16 protein-coding genes and 1 tRNA gene are annotated in these 17,349 nt (G+C 63.6%); 6 read left to right on the forward strand and 11 right to left on the reverse strand.

The window, feature by feature from the left end:
- Window positions 1-29: 29 nt before the first annotated feature.
- The 3 genes from ABZX86_RS25095 to ABZX86_RS25105 all read right to left on the reverse strand — a co-directional run bounded on the left by ABZX86_RS25095 (window position 30) and on the right by ABZX86_RS25105 (window position 3,245).
- Window positions 30-1,610 carry an NACHT domain-containing protein gene (locus ABZX86_RS25095; RefSeq protein ID WP_355127103.1) on the reverse strand — a complete coding sequence of 527 codons (1,581 nt, stop codon included), beginning with the start codon at window positions 1,608-1,610 and terminating at the stop codon, window positions 30-32.
- A 694-nt stretch (window positions 1,611-2,304) separates the two neighbouring features.
- Entirely contained in the window at window positions 2,305-2,616 is a 312-nt protein-coding gene (locus ABZX86_RS25100; protein WP_355127104.1) for a hypothetical protein, read from the reverse strand.
- Between the two features lie 194 nt (window positions 2,617-2,810).
- Window positions 2,811-3,245 (reverse strand): hypothetical protein, encoded by a 435-nt coding sequence (locus ABZX86_RS25105; RefSeq protein ID WP_355127105.1) that lies wholly within the window; start codon window positions 3,243-3,245, stop codon window positions 2,811-2,813.
- A gap of 150 nt (window positions 3,246-3,395) precedes the next feature.
- Between ABZX86_RS25105 and ABZX86_RS25110 the strand changes: the two genes are divergently transcribed.
- From ABZX86_RS25110 to ABZX86_RS25120, 3 genes are read left to right on the forward strand one after another with little or no spacing between them, the layout of a single operon-like run.
- Window positions 3,396-3,701, forward strand: a complete 306-nt coding sequence (locus ABZX86_RS25110; RefSeq protein ID WP_355127106.1) for a type VII secretion target — start codon at window positions 3,396-3,398, stop codon at window positions 3,699-3,701.
- On the forward strand, window positions 3,701-6,130 hold the full coding sequence (locus ABZX86_RS25115) for a hypothetical protein (protein WP_355127107.1): 2,430 nt from the start codon (window positions 3,701-3,703) through the stop codon (window positions 6,128-6,130). The genes ABZX86_RS25110 and ABZX86_RS25115 overlap by 1 nt, the downstream gene beginning before the upstream one ends.
- A complete protein-coding gene (locus tag ABZX86_RS25120; protein ID WP_355127108.1) occupies window positions 6,127-6,561 on the forward strand; it encodes a hypothetical protein in 435 nt (144 codons plus the stop codon). Before ABZX86_RS25115 ends, ABZX86_RS25120 begins: the two co-directional genes overlap by 4 nt.
- On the opposite strand, the gene ABZX86_RS25125 is transcribed toward ABZX86_RS25120, so the two are convergent.
- From ABZX86_RS25125 to ABZX86_RS25135, 3 genes are all read right to left on the reverse strand, one after another.
- Entirely contained in the window at window positions 6,536-6,805 is a 270-nt protein-coding gene (locus ABZX86_RS25125) for a hypothetical protein (RefSeq protein ID WP_355127109.1), read from the reverse strand. The genes ABZX86_RS25120 and ABZX86_RS25125 overlap by 26 nt on opposite strands.
- A 112-nt stretch (window positions 6,806-6,917) precedes the next feature.
- A tRNA-Ile gene (locus ABZX86_RS25130) sits at window positions 6,918-6,991 on the reverse strand.
- 183 nt (window positions 6,992-7,174) lie between these two features.
- Window positions 7,175-7,555 (reverse strand): DUF4234 domain-containing protein, encoded by a 381-nt coding sequence (locus tag ABZX86_RS25135; RefSeq protein WP_355127110.1) that lies wholly within the window; start codon window positions 7,553-7,555, stop codon window positions 7,175-7,177.
- A 129-nt stretch (window positions 7,556-7,684) separates the two neighbouring features.
- Here ABZX86_RS25135 and ABZX86_RS25140 point away from each other — a divergent pair, with 129 nt between their 5' ends.
- The 3 genes from ABZX86_RS25140 (at window position 7,685) to ABZX86_RS25150 (ending at window position 9,850) form a co-directional block, all read left to right on the forward strand.
- Entirely contained in the window at window positions 7,685-8,113 is a 429-nt protein-coding gene (locus ABZX86_RS25140; protein ID WP_327141390.1) for a nitroreductase family deazaflavin-dependent oxidoreductase, read from the forward strand.
- Window positions 8,114-8,320: 207 nt separating this feature from the next.
- Window positions 8,321-9,346 (forward strand): TerC/Alx family metal homeostasis membrane protein, encoded by a 1,026-nt coding sequence (locus ABZX86_RS25145; protein ID WP_355127111.1) that lies wholly within the window; start codon window positions 8,321-8,323, stop codon window positions 9,344-9,346.
- A 3-nt stretch (window positions 9,347-9,349) separates the two neighbouring features.
- Window positions 9,350-9,850: a hypothetical protein gene (locus tag ABZX86_RS25150; RefSeq protein ID WP_355127112.1), complete on the forward strand. Its 501-nt coding sequence runs from the start codon at window positions 9,350-9,352 to the stop codon at window positions 9,848-9,850.
- 621 nt (window positions 9,851-10,471) lie between these two features.
- Here the strand turns inward: ABZX86_RS25150 and ABZX86_RS25155 are convergent.
- From ABZX86_RS25155 to ABZX86_RS25175, 5 genes are all read right to left on the reverse strand, one after another.
- On the reverse strand, window positions 10,472-12,238 hold the full coding sequence (locus tag ABZX86_RS25155; RefSeq protein ID WP_355127113.1) for an SDR family oxidoreductase: 1,767 nt from the start codon (window positions 12,236-12,238) through the stop codon (window positions 10,472-10,474).
- Window positions 12,239-12,258: 20 nt separating this feature from the next.
- Window positions 12,259-13,368 (reverse strand): PDR/VanB family oxidoreductase, encoded by a 1,110-nt coding sequence (locus ABZX86_RS25160; RefSeq protein ID WP_355127114.1) that lies wholly within the window; start codon window positions 13,366-13,368, stop codon window positions 12,259-12,261.
- On the reverse strand, window positions 13,365-14,270 hold the full coding sequence (locus ABZX86_RS25165; protein WP_355127115.1) for a metal-dependent hydrolase: 906 nt from the start codon (window positions 14,268-14,270) through the stop codon (window positions 13,365-13,367). The genes ABZX86_RS25160 and ABZX86_RS25165 overlap by 4 nt, the downstream gene beginning before the upstream one ends.
- 193 nt (window positions 14,271-14,463) lie before the next feature.
- Window positions 14,464-16,326: an amino acid transporter gene (locus ABZX86_RS25170; RefSeq protein ID WP_355127294.1), complete on the reverse strand. Its 1,863-nt coding sequence runs from the start codon at window positions 16,324-16,326 to the stop codon at window positions 14,464-14,466.
- A gap of 210 nt (window positions 16,327-16,536) precedes the next feature.
- Entirely contained in the window at window positions 16,537-17,325 is a 789-nt protein-coding gene (locus tag ABZX86_RS25175; protein ID WP_355127116.1) for an N-acetylmuramoyl-L-alanine amidase, read from the reverse strand.
- Between the last annotated feature and the right edge of the window lie 24 nt (window positions 17,326-17,349).

A 17,349-nucleotide genomic window follows, 5' to 3' on the forward strand; every position in this document is an offset into this window, starting at 1 on the left:
CAAGGGGATATTCAAGGTAAAGAAACCGCCTAGTCGCCGATCACCGCGAATGCATCGCTACGGCGATATCTGATTCCGTCTAGCCTCTCGAGCGGCGTATCGATTGCGCCGATATCACGCAACGCCTGCAGTGCGACCGCGACCCTGCTCGGTGTCAACCTTGAACGGCTACACACCTGACACAGGTCATAACTGATACCAGATTCCATCGCAGCGAGAACGTGGCGTTCGTCCGATGTACCGAGATGAACCCGGTTTCCGGCCTCGCTCGGCGTGATCGAATCCCCCGAACTCGCTGCGACATAATCGTAAACCGCCTGCCGCGCGGCTTCCTTGTTGCCCAGTACAGCTTCGCAGATGCCGTACAACAAGATCGAGACCGAATGCTTGCTCGAATCCGGAACACGACTCGCAGTCAAGTAGGCAATCTTCGCGTCACCGTAATTTCCGGCCGCGTAGAACTGATTGCCCAGAGCAAGCGCCGGAGCTGCCGGATCACGACTGTCCTTCTCGCGGGCACCGCTCGATCTCGTCCCCACGGTCTCGGCCCTGGACGCGGCGACCAAGCCCAACATCAGGTTTTCGCGAATACTGTCGTCCTCCATAAGATCACGCAGTATCCGCACCGACTTGTCCACGTCCGGACGATAGGCCGGCGCATCCTTCGCGACATGGATCTGCCCCATGGCAGACTCCAGATAGTCCATCAACTGCGTCTCGGGATACGCCTGAAGCCTGGCGATCCGATCCACCTGGATCGCGGATATCAGCGCGGGAAGACCCGCCGCCGAGGACCGGCACGAGATGACCATCCGGGCGCTGTTCACAGCGTGCCATCGGTTGATCTCGTCCAGGAGCCGACCTCGCCGATCCTGCCGGACCTCGTCATACCCGTCGAGAAACAGGATGAGACTGCCACGGGTGAGCCAACGATGGGTCACCGATGGCGGAATCGCATACAGATAGGACGCTTGATCGCTGACCCACTCCGACAACGACACATCCGATGTCCAGTCCCGCAAGGGAAGTACCAGCGGAACGTGGGCCGTCACCCTCTCCAGATAGTCGTTCGCGATGAACGCGGCCAGCTTGAGCGACAGCACGCTCTTACCCGAACCCGGGTTGCCGAGCAACACCGTGCACAGTACGTCGTCCCGATACAGGTGTGGAACCAGGAATTCATCGGTGACGGTATCTGCATGATCGAGTGAGCTTTCGATATCGACCCTGCCATCCACAGGCACAGGGCAGGGTCCGATCGTGACATGCGGTGCGATATTGGGAGCATCGACGCAGTACGACTTCGCAAGCGATACATAGTGATTGCGCAGCCTTTTGACCGATTTGTTCGCATCCGCCGCGCTGTGCGAGTCCGGCTTTTGTGAAAACTTGAACAGCTTCTCCAAGGCCAATGCCGCGGGCACGACACCGAGTACCAGCGACAGCGGTGCGGAAAGGCCCGCATCGGCGGCCACCGCCAAAGTTGCCACCGACGCCGACGCGGCAGCAACCGAACTAACTCGCGCCACCCACGTGCGAAAGTCAGGATTGTGGGCCGTGATATCCATGAGGCGGCGCCCATCCTGATCGGCGGTGGCGCCGATCGACATAGCTGGTCCTGAGTTCATTACGCACGTCCTGGCTCGACGCCGGCTGACTGCAGCACGGCTGATCCCACCCTGCCGCCGCTATGACAGCAATAGAGTAGGGGCCTGATGGCCTGCGCGTGTGCCGGGAACCGACACAAATAGATAACGGTCGAGTTGCCAATAGTCAGGTCGACTGACCGGGATTGTTTGGCACTGAGGGCGTTTCGGCCGGTGCGCCCCCGCCGCACCCTCACAGCTGAACTGCAAGCCATCACGAAACCGCTCAGGTGCTCCACCCTGACGACGTCTTTTATCGTGCTCACCGGCAACGATCCCCTCTACTTCTTCGAGGCAGCCAAAACCATCACAGCTACCTCAAGCGCTGCAGGAATAATTGGATCATCTCGGGGTCACGATTTCGCCCCAGCCAAGACCGCACTGCACAGAATGTCCCACGGTTGGCACGGAATGCCGCACGTGGTCGAGAGGACAAGCCGCAGTACGGGGCGCAGCGCACCATCGCCAGGGCCCCACCACATGTCATCCAGCCGGCCAACCACATCGAAAGACCCAGCGCAGAGCGCCACCAGAGCCGACATCGACCGCCTCCGCTACCCGCACCTCTCACGACTCATCCCCGAACGCTGAGCCCGGCAAGCCCCGTGTGGGTCCGTCTCGATGATGTCTTCGACCACAAGGTATTTGAGAATTGTTGCTAGCTGCGGTACTGGCCGTGGTGGGTACCGCGACGAGAATGGTTGGCCTTGTGCCTGTTCGGGCGCTTCAGCAGCGACTCAACCAAAGCGCCGAGGTGCTCACGGGTGATGGCCAGCGTGGTGGTGGTCGGCAGCTCGTTCCCAACGAGGTAGTCGATGAAGTAGCCGATGCGGACCGGATAGATCGGTTGTGGCGTAGTTCGTTCGAGGCGGATGCTCTGGTCGATGTCCGGGAGATACCAGCAGCACCTGCGGCTGGTGTCCTGTATTCCACGCGTCACCACGACGCCGTGCTGCCGCGCTGGAGCCATTCGCCGACGACGAACAGCTCGTAGAATTCGGTGTCGGAGTCGATCGCGATCTCCGGTCTTCCAGAGTCTCGACATCTATGTGTCAACCAGCGGCCCAATGGTTTTGACATGTACATCGCACCGCAGAGGCTCCCGGACCAAGGACGAATTTCCGCACACGACCACTGCCCATTGGACTTCGGCGTGGCGGGATGTCAGTCTGCGGCGATTCGGGACTTGCCGTGGAATTCGTAGTCATAGGCTTCGTCGTCCCACGCCTCATCCCTCGCCGTGGACGGCGGCGCGGTGACGGTGGCTCGAGAGAGGACATCGCGGGCAGCATCGCTGGCGGCTCGCACCTCCTCCCGCTCGGCGATCGCATCGAGTTCTGTTCGGATGCTTTGCTGCGCAGTGGTGTGGGCCTGCCCGATCAGCTCGAGAAGATTCGTCACGAGTCGGTTTGTGTGATCGTCGGCACCGGCGATGCGCCAGTCGTGCACTGCGCCATCGGCGCTCACTGCCACGGTGATCCAGCCATCCGCTGAGGTCGCAGTGGTGGTGCGAGTCCGGATCGCGGCTTGCAATCGTTCAGTGTCCTCAGCGACCGCATCCAGCACAGAGCGGTTATGTGCAGAAATGTGATCAGCCATGGTAAGAGTCCCCTACTCGCTGGTCGCGGCTGCCGACCTCGTCGAGAGGGCGGAGCATCGCTGAATGGCGCTGTGTAATAAGCGCAGCTAAATTTGTATCATCACTTTCACCGATTGTTCAGTGTCGGCGACAAAAGGGGGGCCTCGGTCATGAGTGGGCGACTAGATGTGGATCCGAATCGCGTGCGCACGTTGGCATCCGGGTTCAAAGATGCCTCGAACACGCTCGGAGGGATGAGCGGCCATGATTCGGCGGATCAGATCACTGCGGGCCTCGCCGACACGTCGGTCGGTGGTGCATGCTCGGCCGCGGCTGCTGCCGCCGGTGCAGCGCTGACCGCGGTCTCCGGCCACTACGACACGCTGCACACTCATGGGCACAACAGCGCCAACGACTATGACCGGACAGAGGATGTGTCGGTCGACAAGTTCACCACCCTGGGGGACTCGATCTGATGGGTACGCCGACGATCCCGCAGGTAAAAGCGTGGGACCCGGGCGTACTCAACACCCAAGCCACCGAATGGGACCAGAAAGCACAGAGCCTCGGCAGCACGCTGGATGCGGCGGCACACTCGGTCGACGGCTCGCACCATTACTGGATCGGTGACGCCGGTGACGCGATGCGCGACAGACACGACGAAATCCATGGTGACGCAACAACGATCAAGACAGCACTGGAAAACGGCGTGACCGCCGCCCGCAACGGAGCAACCGCGATCCAGGCCGCCAAAACGGCACTGCTGAACCAGATCACTACCGCCGAAGGTGCAGGCTTCACCGTCAGCGACACCGGCGAGGTGAAGATCGGCACCTACATGCTCATGATGCTCCAACTCATGGGCGGGGACACCGCGCAAGGTCCACAGGCAGGGTTGGAATCGCGGGCGCAGGACTATCAGAAGGCAATCCAGGCCGCGCTGACCGATTGCGGCACCGCGGACGATCAAGCGATGACCGCGATCAACAACGCCTTCGCCAATCTCACCACCACCCAGGTCCAGCAGCCGACAACCGATCAGCTCGACCAACTCACCGCCGATCAGGCTCGCAAGGATCTCCAGGCCGTGAAGGACGGCACCGCCGACGATGCGACCCTGGCACGAATCCGGATGGCCACCACACTGTCCGATTACGACAAACAGGAACTGAACAACGGCGACACCGTCGGCCTTGCCCAATACCCTTATCTCCAAACACTCACCCAGGGCATGAGCGATATGTCCAGCGATGACATCAACCAGCTGGGGAGCAAGCTCAAAGGAAATGGTCCTGATCAGGTGAAAGCGGCAATCGCCAACGATTTCCGCATCATTTCCGACCCGCAGGTGCACAGTCTCGACGGCAAGGACACCGGCGGCTTGTCACAGCTGCCCAAGAATGTTCAAAAGGTACTCACCGAGAATCCCTCTGTACTCACCGGTACCGCGATCAGCGTGGCTCCCATCGCTGTCCCCGATCAACCGAACTACGACGCGTTGCATGACGCGGACAACATGCTGGCGCTCGGCCAGTTGATGAGTAACGGGGATTCGTCGATTCAGGGCAGCGATATCAACCGCGCCATGATCAAACAAGGCGCCGAGATCGCCACCCTGAACCCGAGCGCCGACACGATCAAGGGCATGACCGGCACCCTCGCGAACAACTTCCTTCAAGACGCTTCGGGCGACCACACCGCCGTTCACGATGCACTCGTCAACGCCCACGGTGTCATGGACGTCACCTGCACCCCGGGCGGTCACTACAACGCCAACAGCCACGTGCTGGATATCCTGCAACATCAATGGTCACCTGACCAGCACGGCGCGGAAAATATGCTCAAATTCATCGGGGACGACGCCGGTGCATCCAATCAATTCCAACAGCAGCGGGCAGGAGAATCAGCCCAATCACTGGCCACGATCATCGCTCACAACGAAGTCACTCTGTCCCACGACGTACCCGGCTATGGAGGTCGCGTTTCGTTCGGCGAACTCAATCCGGGTCTGAGTCAAGTCGTGGCGAAATCCCTCGAGCCTTATATCCCCAACCTTGCCGGCGTCACTCAAAATGACCTTCTCGTCAATCATTACTGCGGCAATCTTGATACGGCGAGTGGCACCGACACCAGTGTAACCGTCGACGGTACGGAGCTCACCCACACTCCCGGCGACCTGTCGAACCTATTCAAAGTGATCGACTCCAATCCGCAGGCCGCCACCGAATTCAATACAGCCGCAGCCCATCTGGCCGGACAACTCGACTTCGCCTACGGTGCGGGACACCACGACGCGGCCTACGAGCAGGGGCAACTCACCGGGGCCATGAAAAACGGTCTCGCCGATGAACTGTCAACCTTGATCAAAATCGATCATCAGAACACACTCGACCACGACACCTCGGCATATAATCAGAAAGCCGAAATCGCCGACATCGTTACCGGAATTGTGAATGGTGCTGGAATCTCCGAGAACCCTGCAGGCGGGGTTGTCTCCACTGCGGCGTGGATCCTCGACCCAATCATCAAAGCTCAGATACCCTCTCCGGACGCCTACGGCATCGATCACACAACGACCCACTGGGACAAAGATCTCGCACCGACAACCCTTGTAGACGGCAATAACACTTTCCGTCAGGATGCCAACATCATAAATGGATATAATTCGATTCACCACGACACCTTCGACCGATTCAACAACCACGAATACGGTGGCCACACCTACCAGTTCTTCGATTCGCAAGGCCGACCGAATATGGATGTCATCGAGCACAATCGGGATGCTTTCGATGATGCGAAGAAGAATATAATAGTAGAAAATGATTTTTTCGGCGACTATCGCGATACTCAACGCGCCGGGCTGACAAACCCAGCCATTACGCCTCAGAAGGATGGACCGAAATGAGACGGCTCGCCATCAAGACGATATCGATACTCGCGGTCGTGCTCGGGGCGGTTTTTCCGGCAGCCGCCTGCTCGACTGAGGTATCGAATCAACAGACGAGTGGTACGACGACATCACCCTCCGTCGCAACATCCACGCCAGCCTACCCTCAATCGTTCGTGGACGACGCCCGCATAATTACCGACTACGCTAGAACCGATCCGGGGATATTCGAGAAGTTCAATACCTATCACAACAAATTCACAGGGGAGACACGCGAATTTTTCGATTCGAACGGGCAGCCCAATATGGATACCATCATCCACAATAGGGAAACGTTCTTCGAAGCAAGATACGACCTCATTCCAAATGACTTCTATCAACAAGAATTGCAACGCGTACAGGAAGGCCGGGTCGAGGAGTCGCCTACCACGGTGAAGCCGACATCGTGACGATGCGCAAATTGTGGCCGCGAGCGTACTGCGGCGGCTGGCATGTGCACCTGTTCGGACGCGTCAGCAGTGCGTCGATGTAGGCGCCGAGGCGCTCACGGGCGACGGCAGGCGCGATCGTCGGTGACTTCTTCTCGACGATAAAGCCGGTGTGGATCAGATAGCCGTCGATGGCGATCTTGCCGTGGTTCTTGCGGCGCAGCCCAATTGCGAAGTCGTCCTTCAGTTCCCGGAGATCATCCACGTCGAGCGGCCCATACGGGCTCGTTTTCGCGCAGAATCCATAGCTGGACGTGTTTTGCGCTTGGCCAAATCGGCGGCACCCGATCGTATCGGTGCAGGTCAGAGGCCATACGTGGGGCGGGCGGGGCTCGAACCCGCGACCAATGGATTATGAGTCCACGGCTCTAACCGACTGAGCTACCGCCCCTGACCGCGGCGGTGTGCTGCGGGCCTCGCGATGCTACCGCGAGGGTTGGGGGGATGCCTAGTGGGGCCCCGGGTTTCTACGGTGTCGTAGGTTGGGGTGCGGAAGACCCCCGGCGGGGATGGCGCCGGGGGTCTTTCGTTGCGGTGGCTCGGCCCGAATCGGGCGGGGCGGGGCGGGTTTCGGTTATTGGGTGAAGCGGTCGGCGATCTTGTTGAGCTCGAGCTGGTAGTAGAGGATGCCGAGGCCGAAGACGAAGTTCAGGAGGAAGCCGAGGACCGGGTTGCAGGTGCCTTCGAGGCCGGCGGCCTCCTGGGATTCCTTGATGCGGGTGCCGGTGCGCCAGAAGCTGATGAGGGCGGCGATACCGGTCCAGGACAGGAAGATCATCACCAGGAGCGGGCCGGCGACGGGCGCATCCGGGTCGCGGCGCAGTTCCGCCATCTCCTTGTGAATCTTGTAGTACCAGACCAGGAAGTAGATGCCGAGCGTGATGAGCGGCCAGACGAGCCACACCAGCACGGCATTGCGGTTCTTGATCGGGGAGGCCACGAGGGCAGTGTTCATTTCTTCGATCCTGTTGTTGTCGACCGGAATTGGAGGCTCCGGCAGCGCGAGCAAGGCCACCGTATCGGCGGCTTCATGATCAGATCGTGAACCGCATAGGCTGGCGTTAACCGCGCAACAGGAGGAACCATGGCGAATCTGTTCGTGAACGTGCTTCGAGGCCACCAGTGGCTGTACGAGAACACCGGCGGGCTGGTCGGGCACCGTCTGCTCTTCGGCAATCCGACGCTGCTGCTGCGGACGGTCGGCCGCAAGACCGGGCAGCCGCGCACCTCGGCGCTGACCTATGCCAAGGACGGTAAGGACTATCTGGTGACCGCATCCAATGGCGGCTCCTCGAAGCCGCCGGGCTGGCTGGCGAATGTGAAGGCCGCGCCGGAGGTCGAGATCCAGGTCGGCACCACCAAGATCCAGGTGACCGCGCACCCCACGTATCCGGACGATCCGGACTACGCGCGGCGATTCGCGCTGGTCGACAAGGTCAACGGCGGCCGGTACGCGGAGTATCAGAAGAAGACGTCCCGGCCGATCGCGGTGGTCGTACTCAGCCCGCGTTAGCCCGGATTGCCGCGCCGGGTGACCACGCACACGGCGCGGCTTGTTGGACAGGTGAGTTAAGGGTCGGTTATCCTCTGCGGCGAGGGGAGTACTTCCCAAGAATCATTCCGGTCAGTACGGATTGCGCCATCGCGATCCCCGGGTGGTTGCCCGAGGACACGGGTGAAGGAGACCTCAGGCGGTTTTTCCTGCCCGAGGAGGTCCTGAATGAGTCCCGAACTTTCACTATTCGCAAGTCCCGCGGTAATCCACACCATCGGCACACCGTGGTTGTGGGGCGGCACCATCGCAGTCGTGCTGGCCCTGCTGGTCATGGACTTCGCGATCACCCGCCGCCCGCACGAAGTGTCCATGCGCGAGGCCATCGGCTGGACCGTCTTCTACATCGCCCTGCCGATCGCGTTCGGCATCTTCCTGTGGGCCGGCCACGGCTCGACCACCGGCATGGAATTCTTCACCGGATATCTGCTGGAGAAGTCGCTGTCGGTCGACAACCTCTTCGTCTTCATGCTGCTGCTGTCGGCTTTCGCGGTCCCGGCCGCGCTGGCGCAGCGAGTCCTGCTGTACGGCATCGCCGGAGCGCTGGTGCTGCGCGGCATCTTCATCGCACTCGGCGCCGCGGCCCTGGCCACACTGGACTGGGCGTTCCTGCTGTTCGGCCTGATCCTGCTGGTCACCGCCGTGAAGCTGCTGGCCGACGCGGCCGGCGGGCACGAGCAGGAGGTCGACGTATCGTCGATGAAGTCGGTCAAGCTGATGCGCCGGTTCATGCCCGTCACCGACGATTACCAGGGCACCCGCATGACCGTCCGGCAGGCCGGTCGCCGCGCACTCACCCCGCTCGCCCTGGTGGTGGCCGCGGTCATGGCCACCGACCTGGTCTTCGCCGTCGACTCCGTCCCCGCGGTCTACGGCGTCACCGGTGACCCGTTCCTGGTGTTCGCCACCAACGCCTTCGCGCTACTCGGTTTGCGCGCACTGTATTTCGTGCTGCACGCCGCGTTGTCACGACTGGTGCACCTGGCCTACGGCCTGGCCGCCATCCTCGCCTTCATCGGCGTGAAGCTGGTGCTGCACTGGGCGCACGGCATCTGGAGCGGCGTGCCCCAGATTCCCACCGCCGCTTCGCTGGTGTTCATCGTGGTGGTGCTGGCGACGGTCACCTTGACCAGCCTGCGCGCAACCCGCGGAGAACAGCGGCATGCGGGCGAGGAGCCCACTGTCGTACCGTGAATCATGGTGCTGCAACGCTTCCGGCGTCCACGACTCGATGAGCTGAATCGAGTCGTGGACGCCCTGGAACTCCCCGAGGCCGTCTTCAAGACCTGCCCCTGGCAGCCGCGCGAACTGGTGGAAACCGGTCTGCGGCAATGGCTTCGCTGCTGCGGAGCCGCCATGCGGGAGGACCGGATCATCGGGATGCCCTCGCACGCGGTGGATGAGGCCTGGCACGGCCTCATTCTCTGCACCAGGAGGTACGCGATGTTCTGCGACAGCGCGTACGGGCGGTTCCTGCACCACTTCCCGGATGGTGAGGGCGTACGCGGAGCAGCCGCCGCGGCCGATCCCATGGCCAATCAATTGGGACGCACCGTAGTGGCATGGTCGCTGGTGACGCGGCCGGGTGAGCAGTGTGTGCTGTGGAATCTGGATTCGGTAGCAGGAGTGGACACCCCATGGGGCATTCCGCATGAGCGGGTCACGGCTATCGAGCAGGCGTTGGCGGCCGAGGCCTGAACCTCGGCCGCTCCCCTCCGCCGGAGACTCAGCCGCCGCCTCCGCCACATCCGCCGCCCCCACCGCAACCGCCGCCCCCGCAACCTCCCCCGCCACAGCCGCTCCCTCCCCCGCACCCGCTGCTCCCCCCGCCGCAGCCACTGTGGCCGCCGTGACTGTGGCCACCGTCGAATCCGCCACCGCCGCCGCACGAACCCGCACAGCTTCCGCCGGAAACCCCATGGTTCCAACGGTTTCCACTGGTACTGCGACTTCTCGAGTCACTGCCGCCGAGCCCGGCGAACAGCATGGCGCCGAAGAAGATGATCCCCAGCACCACCGTCACAACAATCATCGGACCGCCTCCCCTCCGCTGCCGCCGGCAGCTTCGTGCTATAGCCGAAAGCTACTGGCCCCCCGAGCACTTCGACAGCCCCCTCAATTCGGGGAACCCCTCCTGGTGTGAACCACGTTTGTGCTGGGTACGAATCTCCCGCGCCACCGCAGCGACGACCGCGCGGTCACGGCGGCGATACCCGTACCCCGGCAGCACCCCGTGCACACTCGCGAGCCAGGACAGAGATGGGTGTGCCCCCTGCGGATATTCGCGGGGGGCACATGCTTACTCAGTAGTCCGCGCGGCTACGTCAGCTTCACCCGCGCCGCGAAGAAGCGGGCGACGGTCGGCGCGAAGCGGTTGAACCGGTACTGCAACCACGCCTCGGGCGTCACCGGCACGATGTCACGTCCCTGTTCGACGGCCTTGACGATCTGCGCCGCGACCTTCTCCGGCCCGTAGCGGCGGGCCGCGTAGAGCTTGTCGAAGCGCTCCTGCTTGGCCGCCTCCTCCTCGGCGGAAACGCCCGAGAAGCGGGTCGTGGCAACAATATTCGTGTGCACGATGCCGGGGCAGATGGTGTGCACGCCGATGTTCTTGCCCGCCAGTTCGGCGCGCAGGCAGTCGGAGAACATGAAGACGGCCGACTTGCTGGTGGAGTACGCCGAGAAACCACGCTGCGGGGTGTACGCCGCCATGCTGGAGAGATTCACGATGTGACCGCCGAGTCCACGCTCGGCCATGGCTTTGCCGAACGCCCGGCAGCCGTTGATCACACCGTGCAGGTTGATATTGAGCACCCGATCGAATTCGGCTGCGGGAGTGTCGAAGAAGTCCCCCGCCTGCCCGATCCCCGCATTGTTGATGAGGATGTCCGGCACACCGTGCGCGGCGATCACCGCGGCGGCGTGCTCATCGACGGCCTCCGCGGAGGATACGTCCAGCTGGTACGCGTGCGCCGTACCGCCTTCGCGGGCAATGAGTTCCACCGTCTCCTTGGCGGAGTCGAGGTTGATGTCCGACAGCACCACCTCCGCGCCGCCCCGCGCGAACGCGAGTGCGGTCTCACGGCCGATGCCACTGCCGCCGCCGGTGATGACCAGCAGCTGATCCTCGAATTTCCGCTGCTGCCTGCCGACTTCGGCGCGGCGCAGCGTGCGCGGGGCATCCCCGGTGCGCAGCGAATCGATGAGTTCGGCGGTGGAGGTGGCCAGCAGCTCGGGATGCGAGAACGGCAGCCAGTGCCCGCCGCCGACCTCACGCCGGTACAGGTTGGGCGCGTACTCCTTGGTGTCGGCGTATCCGGCCGGCCGCACCGCCACATCGCGGCGAGCGATGATGAGCTGCACCGGAACCTCGGTGCGGCGATCCCGCGGACCGGCCATGCGCTGCACGATATTCGCCCGGTAGATGCGCATACCGTCGAAGAAGTCGCGCCGGAACTCGGGCCCGAATTTGATGTTCTCCGGCGAGGTGTCGTTCATCAGCCCGACAAACCGCGACCACACCTTCTCGGTGCCCAGCGGGCGCAGCACCACCTTCGGCAACCCGGGCGTCATGAACAGCCCGGTGTAGGCCGAGGACAGCAGCTGGGTGAACGGACCCCACACCTTGCCGCGCGAGAGATCGGCGCGCACCCAGGCGCCCATGTGGTCCAGGTTCGGCCCGGACACCGACGTGAAAGACGCTACGCGCGTGGCGGCTTCGGGCTCGCACACCGCCTCCCACATCTCCACCGAACCCCAGTCGTGCGCCAGGATGTGCACCGGCTCATCGGGGCTGACCGCCTCGGCGACGGCGAAGAAATCGGCGGCGAAATGTTCGAGCCGGTAGTCCTCGGTGCGATCGGTACGCGTGGAGCGACCGTGCCCGCGGGTGTCATAGGTGACCACGTGGAAACGGTCGGCCAGCAGCGGCACCACCCGATCCCACAGGTGATTGTCATCGGGCCAACCGTGCACCAGCACAACAGTTTCGGCAGACGGCTCACCGTATTCGTAGACGGCGATATCGAATTCGCCACTGCGCACGATGCGCTCGGCGGCGGCAATGACGGTCGGTTGATCGGTCACGAGGTTCTCCTGAGCGGGTGTCACAGGTCCAGGACCAAACGGTCGCCGGCGCAACGGGATACACAGATGAGCATGTCGCCGGCGGCCCGTTCACCGTCGGTGAGCACGGTGTCGCGGTGCTCGACCGCACCGGCGAGCGTATTGACCTTGCAGGTACGGCAGAAGCCCTGGCGGCACGAATACGGGCTGTCGGGGCGAACCTTGAGCACTTCCTCGAGCACCGACTTGTCGGCGGGAATGTCGATGACCTCGCCGGTGCGCGCGAGCTGCACCTGGAAGGCGGTGCCGTTCACCACCGGCGGCGGCGAGAAGCGCTCGGAATACAGTTCCACGCCCGGCATCTCGCGCACCGAGTCGGCAATGACCTGCGTCATGACCACGGGTCCGCAGCAGTAGACGGAGGTATCGGTCCCGACGCCGGCCAGCAGCTCGGCGGCGGTGGGTATGCCGTGCTCGTCATCGGTGCGGATGGTGACGCGATGCCCGAAGGATTCGACCTCCGACAGGAACGGAATGGTGTCGCGACTGCGCCCGGCGTACACCATGGTCCAGTCCACGCCGAGCCGATGCGCCATCCGCACCATCGGCAGGATCGGGGTGATGCCGATACCGCCCGCCACGAAATGCACTCGCGCGGCGGAGGATCCGTAACCCGGCAGCACGAAGGGGAACGCATTGCGCGGCCCGCGCACGGTCACCGGCGTACCCACGGTCAGCGAATCGTGCACCTCGAGCGATCCGCCGCCGCCGTTCGGTATGCGGCGCACCGCGATTCGATAGGCGTGCCGATCCGCCGGATCACCGCACAGCGAGTACTGCCGCACCCGCCCCGACGGCAATTCGAGATCCAGGTGCGCACCCGGCCGCCATTCGGGCAGCGCCCGCCCGTCGGCCGCGGTGAACATCAGGCTGATGACATCGGTGTCGTGCGCTTCCACCCGGCGCTGCACCAGCACCAGCGGCAGCCGCCGATCATCGACGCGGGCGGGCGGTTCGTGCCGGTTCACCAGGGTGGTCCAGCGCAGCCGGGTCTCCGCGATGGCATCGAGCACGCGGGTGGCGCGGTCGGAACGCCCCTTCCCGTACAGGTCGAGCGGCGGCTGCGCGGGAACCGGTCGGCTCCCGCTCACGAGGCCATGGCTCGGGCAGCCGGCGACTGCGCGAGGTAGGCGATGGCCTGCGCGCTCGAACCCACGGGCTCGGGGGTGTACCCGGGCTTGAAGGTGGACAGCGCACTGATCAGCAGCGACGGAATGCCGGGTACCGCACCGCGCCACATGGAGGCGAAGATGCGGGCGACCAGCACCGGATACCGGTGATTGGGCAGCGACGGATCCTGATGCACCAGATACTTGGTGCCGCGCAGCAGCAGTGCGATGAAGATCGGGAAGACGATCAGCATGAGCGCACCGCGCCGCAGATACCCGACCCCGAAGTACTCGGCCACATCGTGCGCGACCATGCGGTGTTCGACCTCTTCGGCCCCGTGCCAGCGGAACAGGTCCAGCATCTGCGGATCGGCGTCGAACTTCTCCAGATCGGCATTGAGCACCCAGTCACCGAGGAATGCGAAGAAGTGCTCGAGCGTGGCGATGACGCCGAGCCGCTCCACCAGCACCTGCTGCTGGGCGGCGGCGGAACCCATCTCACGGTGGCCGAGGGTCTTGCGGAACAGGTATTCCGCCTGTCGCACATACGGTTCCACATCGATGCCGTGCCTCGCGAGCACCTCTTCGAGGGCGCCGTTATGGCTCTCGGCGTGCATGGATTCCTGGCCGATGAAGCCGATCATGGCCTCGCGCAGCTTCTCGTCCCGGACGAGTTCGAGGGCTTCCCCGTAGGTCACCAGGAACATGCGCTCACCCTCGGGCAGCAGCATGCTCAGCGCGTTCAGCACATGGGAGGCGATCGGTTCGGCGGTCATCCACACCGGGGCGGTATTGGACCAGTCGAAGTGCACGTTGCGGGCGTGCAGGGCTACCTCACCGGGTTCGGTCACCGGCCGGCGGCCCAGTTTCGGAAGTAGCTTCATCGATACTCCTGGTGTCGAGTTCTTGACAGCGTTGTCGGTGACCCGGGTGAGCAGACCCACAGTCGCCTGTTGCTTCGTGAGCGTAGCAATATTCTACGCGTACATGAAACCCACGGTTACAGCTAAAACGCGAACCAGTTGAGAACGGCCCCGCTGCACAGTGCGTCAGCGGGGCCGGGCGGGTTCTGGGAGGTCAGCTGTCGACGTGCACGTGCGGTCGCTGCGACCGGCGGGGCACGGCCCGGCGCAGGATCTCCCGCGTCACCGGAGCGACCTCACCCTCACCGAAGAACATGAACCGCATGAGGTTGGTCAGCGGATTGCCCTCGGTCCATTCGAAATACACGTGCGGCGGAGCGCCGGTGCGATCGCGAATGGCCAGCAGGATGGCGGCAATGCAGTTCGGCACGGCCGCGGCCTCGACCGAAAGAATGTGGTACTGGTCCACATCCACCTCGGTCACCAGCAATTCGGTGCTGAACTCCGAGGGGTCGCGCACGATGACCTCGAGGAAGAGGATCGGCTCCTCCGCCGGAATATGGCTCTCGCGCCGCTGATCTGCTTCCTTCTCCGCGTACTCCTCGGGCTCCCGATTGTCGATATCGTGCGTGACGATGCGGACCTCGCCGCGCGCGGCCAGATCGTCGATCATCTGCCCGGCCTTCTCATCGAAGGTCACGTGCACGGCCCGCAGTTCGAAGGCCCGGCGGAAGCGGGAAGCGAAGGACACCACCAGGATCGCCAGAATGAACAGCAGCGCCAGCTGCGCGCCCTCCGGCTTCTCGATCACATTGTCGATGGTGGTGTAGACGAAGATCGCCGACACCACACCGAACGCGAACACCCGCGACCGCTGCTTCTTGCGCGCCGCCGAGAGCGTCACCGCGACCGCCGCCGAGGTGATGAGCACCAGCACGCCGGTCGCGTAGGCCGCGCCCTGCGCATCGACACTGGCATTGAAATACCAGGTGATACCGAACGAGACCGCCGCGAAAACCAGTACCAGCGGCCGGATCTGGCGTGCCCACTCCGGCGCCATGCCGAAGCGCGGCAGATAGCGCGGCACCAGATTCAGCAGGCCCGCCATGGCGGAGGCGCCGGCGAACCACAGGATGGCGATGGTGCTGATGTCGTAGACGGTGCCGAAGCCATTGCCCAGATACTGATGCGCCAGATAGGCCAGCGCGCGGCCGTTGGCCGGTCCGCCGTCCTTGAACGCATCCTCCGGAATCAGGATGGTGGTGATGAAACTGGTGATGATCAAGAAGCCGCTCATGATGAACGCGGCAGTGGTCAGCAGTTTGCGCGCGCCGACAATGCGCATGCGCGGGAATTCCTCGGTGTCCTCCGGGCAGCCCTTGATCTGCGGCATGACCGCCACACCGGTCTCGAATCCCGAAAGACCAAGTGCCAGTTTCGGAAACACCAGCAGTGCGACGCCGATCATGGCTATCGGACTGCCGTGCTGCGCGGTCAGCGCATGTGTCCAGTCGGTGACCATGGACCCGTGCTGGGCCACCTTGACGATGCCGACCACCGACACCACCACGTTCAGCGCCAGATACACCCCGACCAGGACGACCGCAATGCTGATGGCCTCACTGAAGCCCTTGAGGAACACCGCCGCCAGCAGGGCCAGCAGCACCAGCGTGATGATCATGTTCTGGTCGTGCAGGAAGCCCGGAACGTTCGGGTTCTCGACGATATGCGCCGCGCCGTCGGCCGCCGACAGCGTCATGGTGATGGTGAAGTCGGTGGCCGCGAAACCCAGCAGCACCAGAATCAGGATCTTGCCCCACCAGTTGGGCAGGAAGTTGGCGAGCATGGCGATCGAGCCGCCGCCGTGCGGACTCTCCTTGGCCACGCGCCGGTAGACCGGCAGCGCGCCCAGCAGTGTGAGCGCCACCAGCACCAGGGTCGCCAGCGGCGAAAGCACGCCTGCGGCCAGCGCCGCGATACCGGGCTGATATCCGAGCGTCGAGAAGTAGTCGACACCGGTCAGGCACATCACCTTCCACCAGGAATGCTGATGTTCCTTGGGCGGGCGTTTGGTCATGGGCCCGGGTAGCTGGGAGTGCTGCTCCCCCGCGTCCTCGAGCAGCCAAGCCGCGAATCGCGAGCGTGGCTGTACGTCGGTCGTGGTCAACAGAGTCCTCCCCGGAACCCATGTGTCCGGTTTCCCGGAGTCTGCAATGACCTGGTCAATGTACTCACGACATAAACGACATATTTACACCCCGCGCCGTGAGTCGCGCAGACCGTTGTGCTAGCCGATGTACGCCGTGATCGCGTCCGCGAGGGAAGCCGCCAATCGGGCACGCCCGTCCGGGGATTCGAGCATGGCGATATCACCCGAATCGCGCATATTGCCGCACTCGACCAGCGCGGCCGGGACCGTGGCGAAATTCAGCCCGGCGAGATCCGCGCGCGGGTCCAGGCCGTGAGAGCCGACATAGTTGGATTCGGTGAAACCCTTGCCGTCCAGACCGTCTCGCAGCGCGGTGGCCAGCCGGATCGACGGATCGCCCTGCGCGTCATTGACCGCCGGCGAGGAGTAGGCGACGTGGAACCCGTGGTCACCCTCGGGAGCGCCATCGGCGTGAATGGAGACGACCGCCGCCGCACCGACCCGATTGCCGAGCGTGCCGCGCTCGTCCACACACGGCCCCCAGCCGGTGTCGTTATCGCGGCTCATGACCACCTGGATGCCGCGCGCGGTCAGCAGATCCCGCACCTGCTGCGCCAGCACCCAGTTGAATTCGTGCTCGCTGTACCCGTCATTGGCATTGGTGCCGGTGGTGTTGCAGGGCTTCATCCCGCCGCGCCCGTCCGGAACCTGCGCATTGATCTCATCGGGATGCGCACCGCCGCCGCCATTGTGGCCGGGATCGAGGACCACGATCCGGCCGGCGATCGGAAAGACCGGCAGCGCGGGCTGATCCAGGGCCGGACGGTGCTGCACAGGGGTCGGCACGGCCGCGGACCCCGTTCCCCCCGCCGCGATCAGTAGTGCACCGCAGATGGCCGCCGTCGATTTCCAGTGTCGGTTGCGCACCCGGCCCACCCTACGGGCCGAATG

This window comes from Nocardia sp. NPDC006630, assembly GCF_040611495.1.
Lineage (GTDB): Bacteria > Actinomycetota > Actinomycetes > Mycobacteriales > Mycobacteriaceae > Nocardia.

Coding starts and splice junctions, on each gene's coding strand:
- ABZX86_RS25095 (WP_355127103.1), bottom strand. CDS start 1,610: ATGTCGATCGGCGCCACCGCCGATCAGGATGGGCGCCGCCTCATGGAT.
- ABZX86_RS25100 (WP_355127104.1), bottom strand. CDS start 2,616: ATGGCTCCAGCGCGGCAGCACGGCGTCGTGGTGACGCGTGGAATACAG.
- ABZX86_RS25105 (WP_355127105.1), bottom strand. CDS start 3,245: ATGGCTGATCACATTTCTGCACATAACCGCTCTGTGCTGGATGCGGTC.
- ABZX86_RS25110 (WP_355127106.1), top strand. CDS start 3,396: ATGAGTGGGCGACTAGATGTGGATCCGAATCGCGTGCGCACGTTGGCA.
- ABZX86_RS25115 (WP_355127107.1), top strand. CDS start 3,701: ATGGGTACGCCGACGATCCCGCAGGTAAAAGCGTGGGACCCGGGCGTA.
- ABZX86_RS25120 (WP_355127108.1), top strand. CDS start 6,127: ATGAGACGGCTCGCCATCAAGACGATATCGATACTCGCGGTCGTGCTC.
- ABZX86_RS25135 (WP_355127110.1), bottom strand. CDS start 7,555: ATGAACACTGCCCTCGTGGCCTCCCCGATCAAGAACCGCAATGCCGTG.
- ABZX86_RS25140 (WP_327141390.1), top strand. CDS start 7,685: ATGGCGAATCTGTTCGTGAACGTGCTTCGAGGCCACCAGTGGCTGTAC.
- ABZX86_RS25145 (WP_355127111.1), top strand. CDS start 8,321: ATGAGTCCCGAACTTTCACTATTCGCAAGTCCCGCGGTAATCCACACC.
- ABZX86_RS25150 (WP_355127112.1), top strand. CDS start 9,350: ATGGTGCTGCAACGCTTCCGGCGTCCACGACTCGATGAGCTGAATCGA.
- ABZX86_RS25165 (WP_355127115.1), bottom strand. CDS start 14,270: ATGAAGCTACTTCCGAAACTGGGCCGCCGGCCGGTGACCGAACCCGGT.
- ABZX86_RS25170 (WP_355127294.1), bottom strand. CDS start 16,326: ATGACCAAACGCCCGCCCAAGGAACATCAGCATTCCTGGTGGAAGGTG.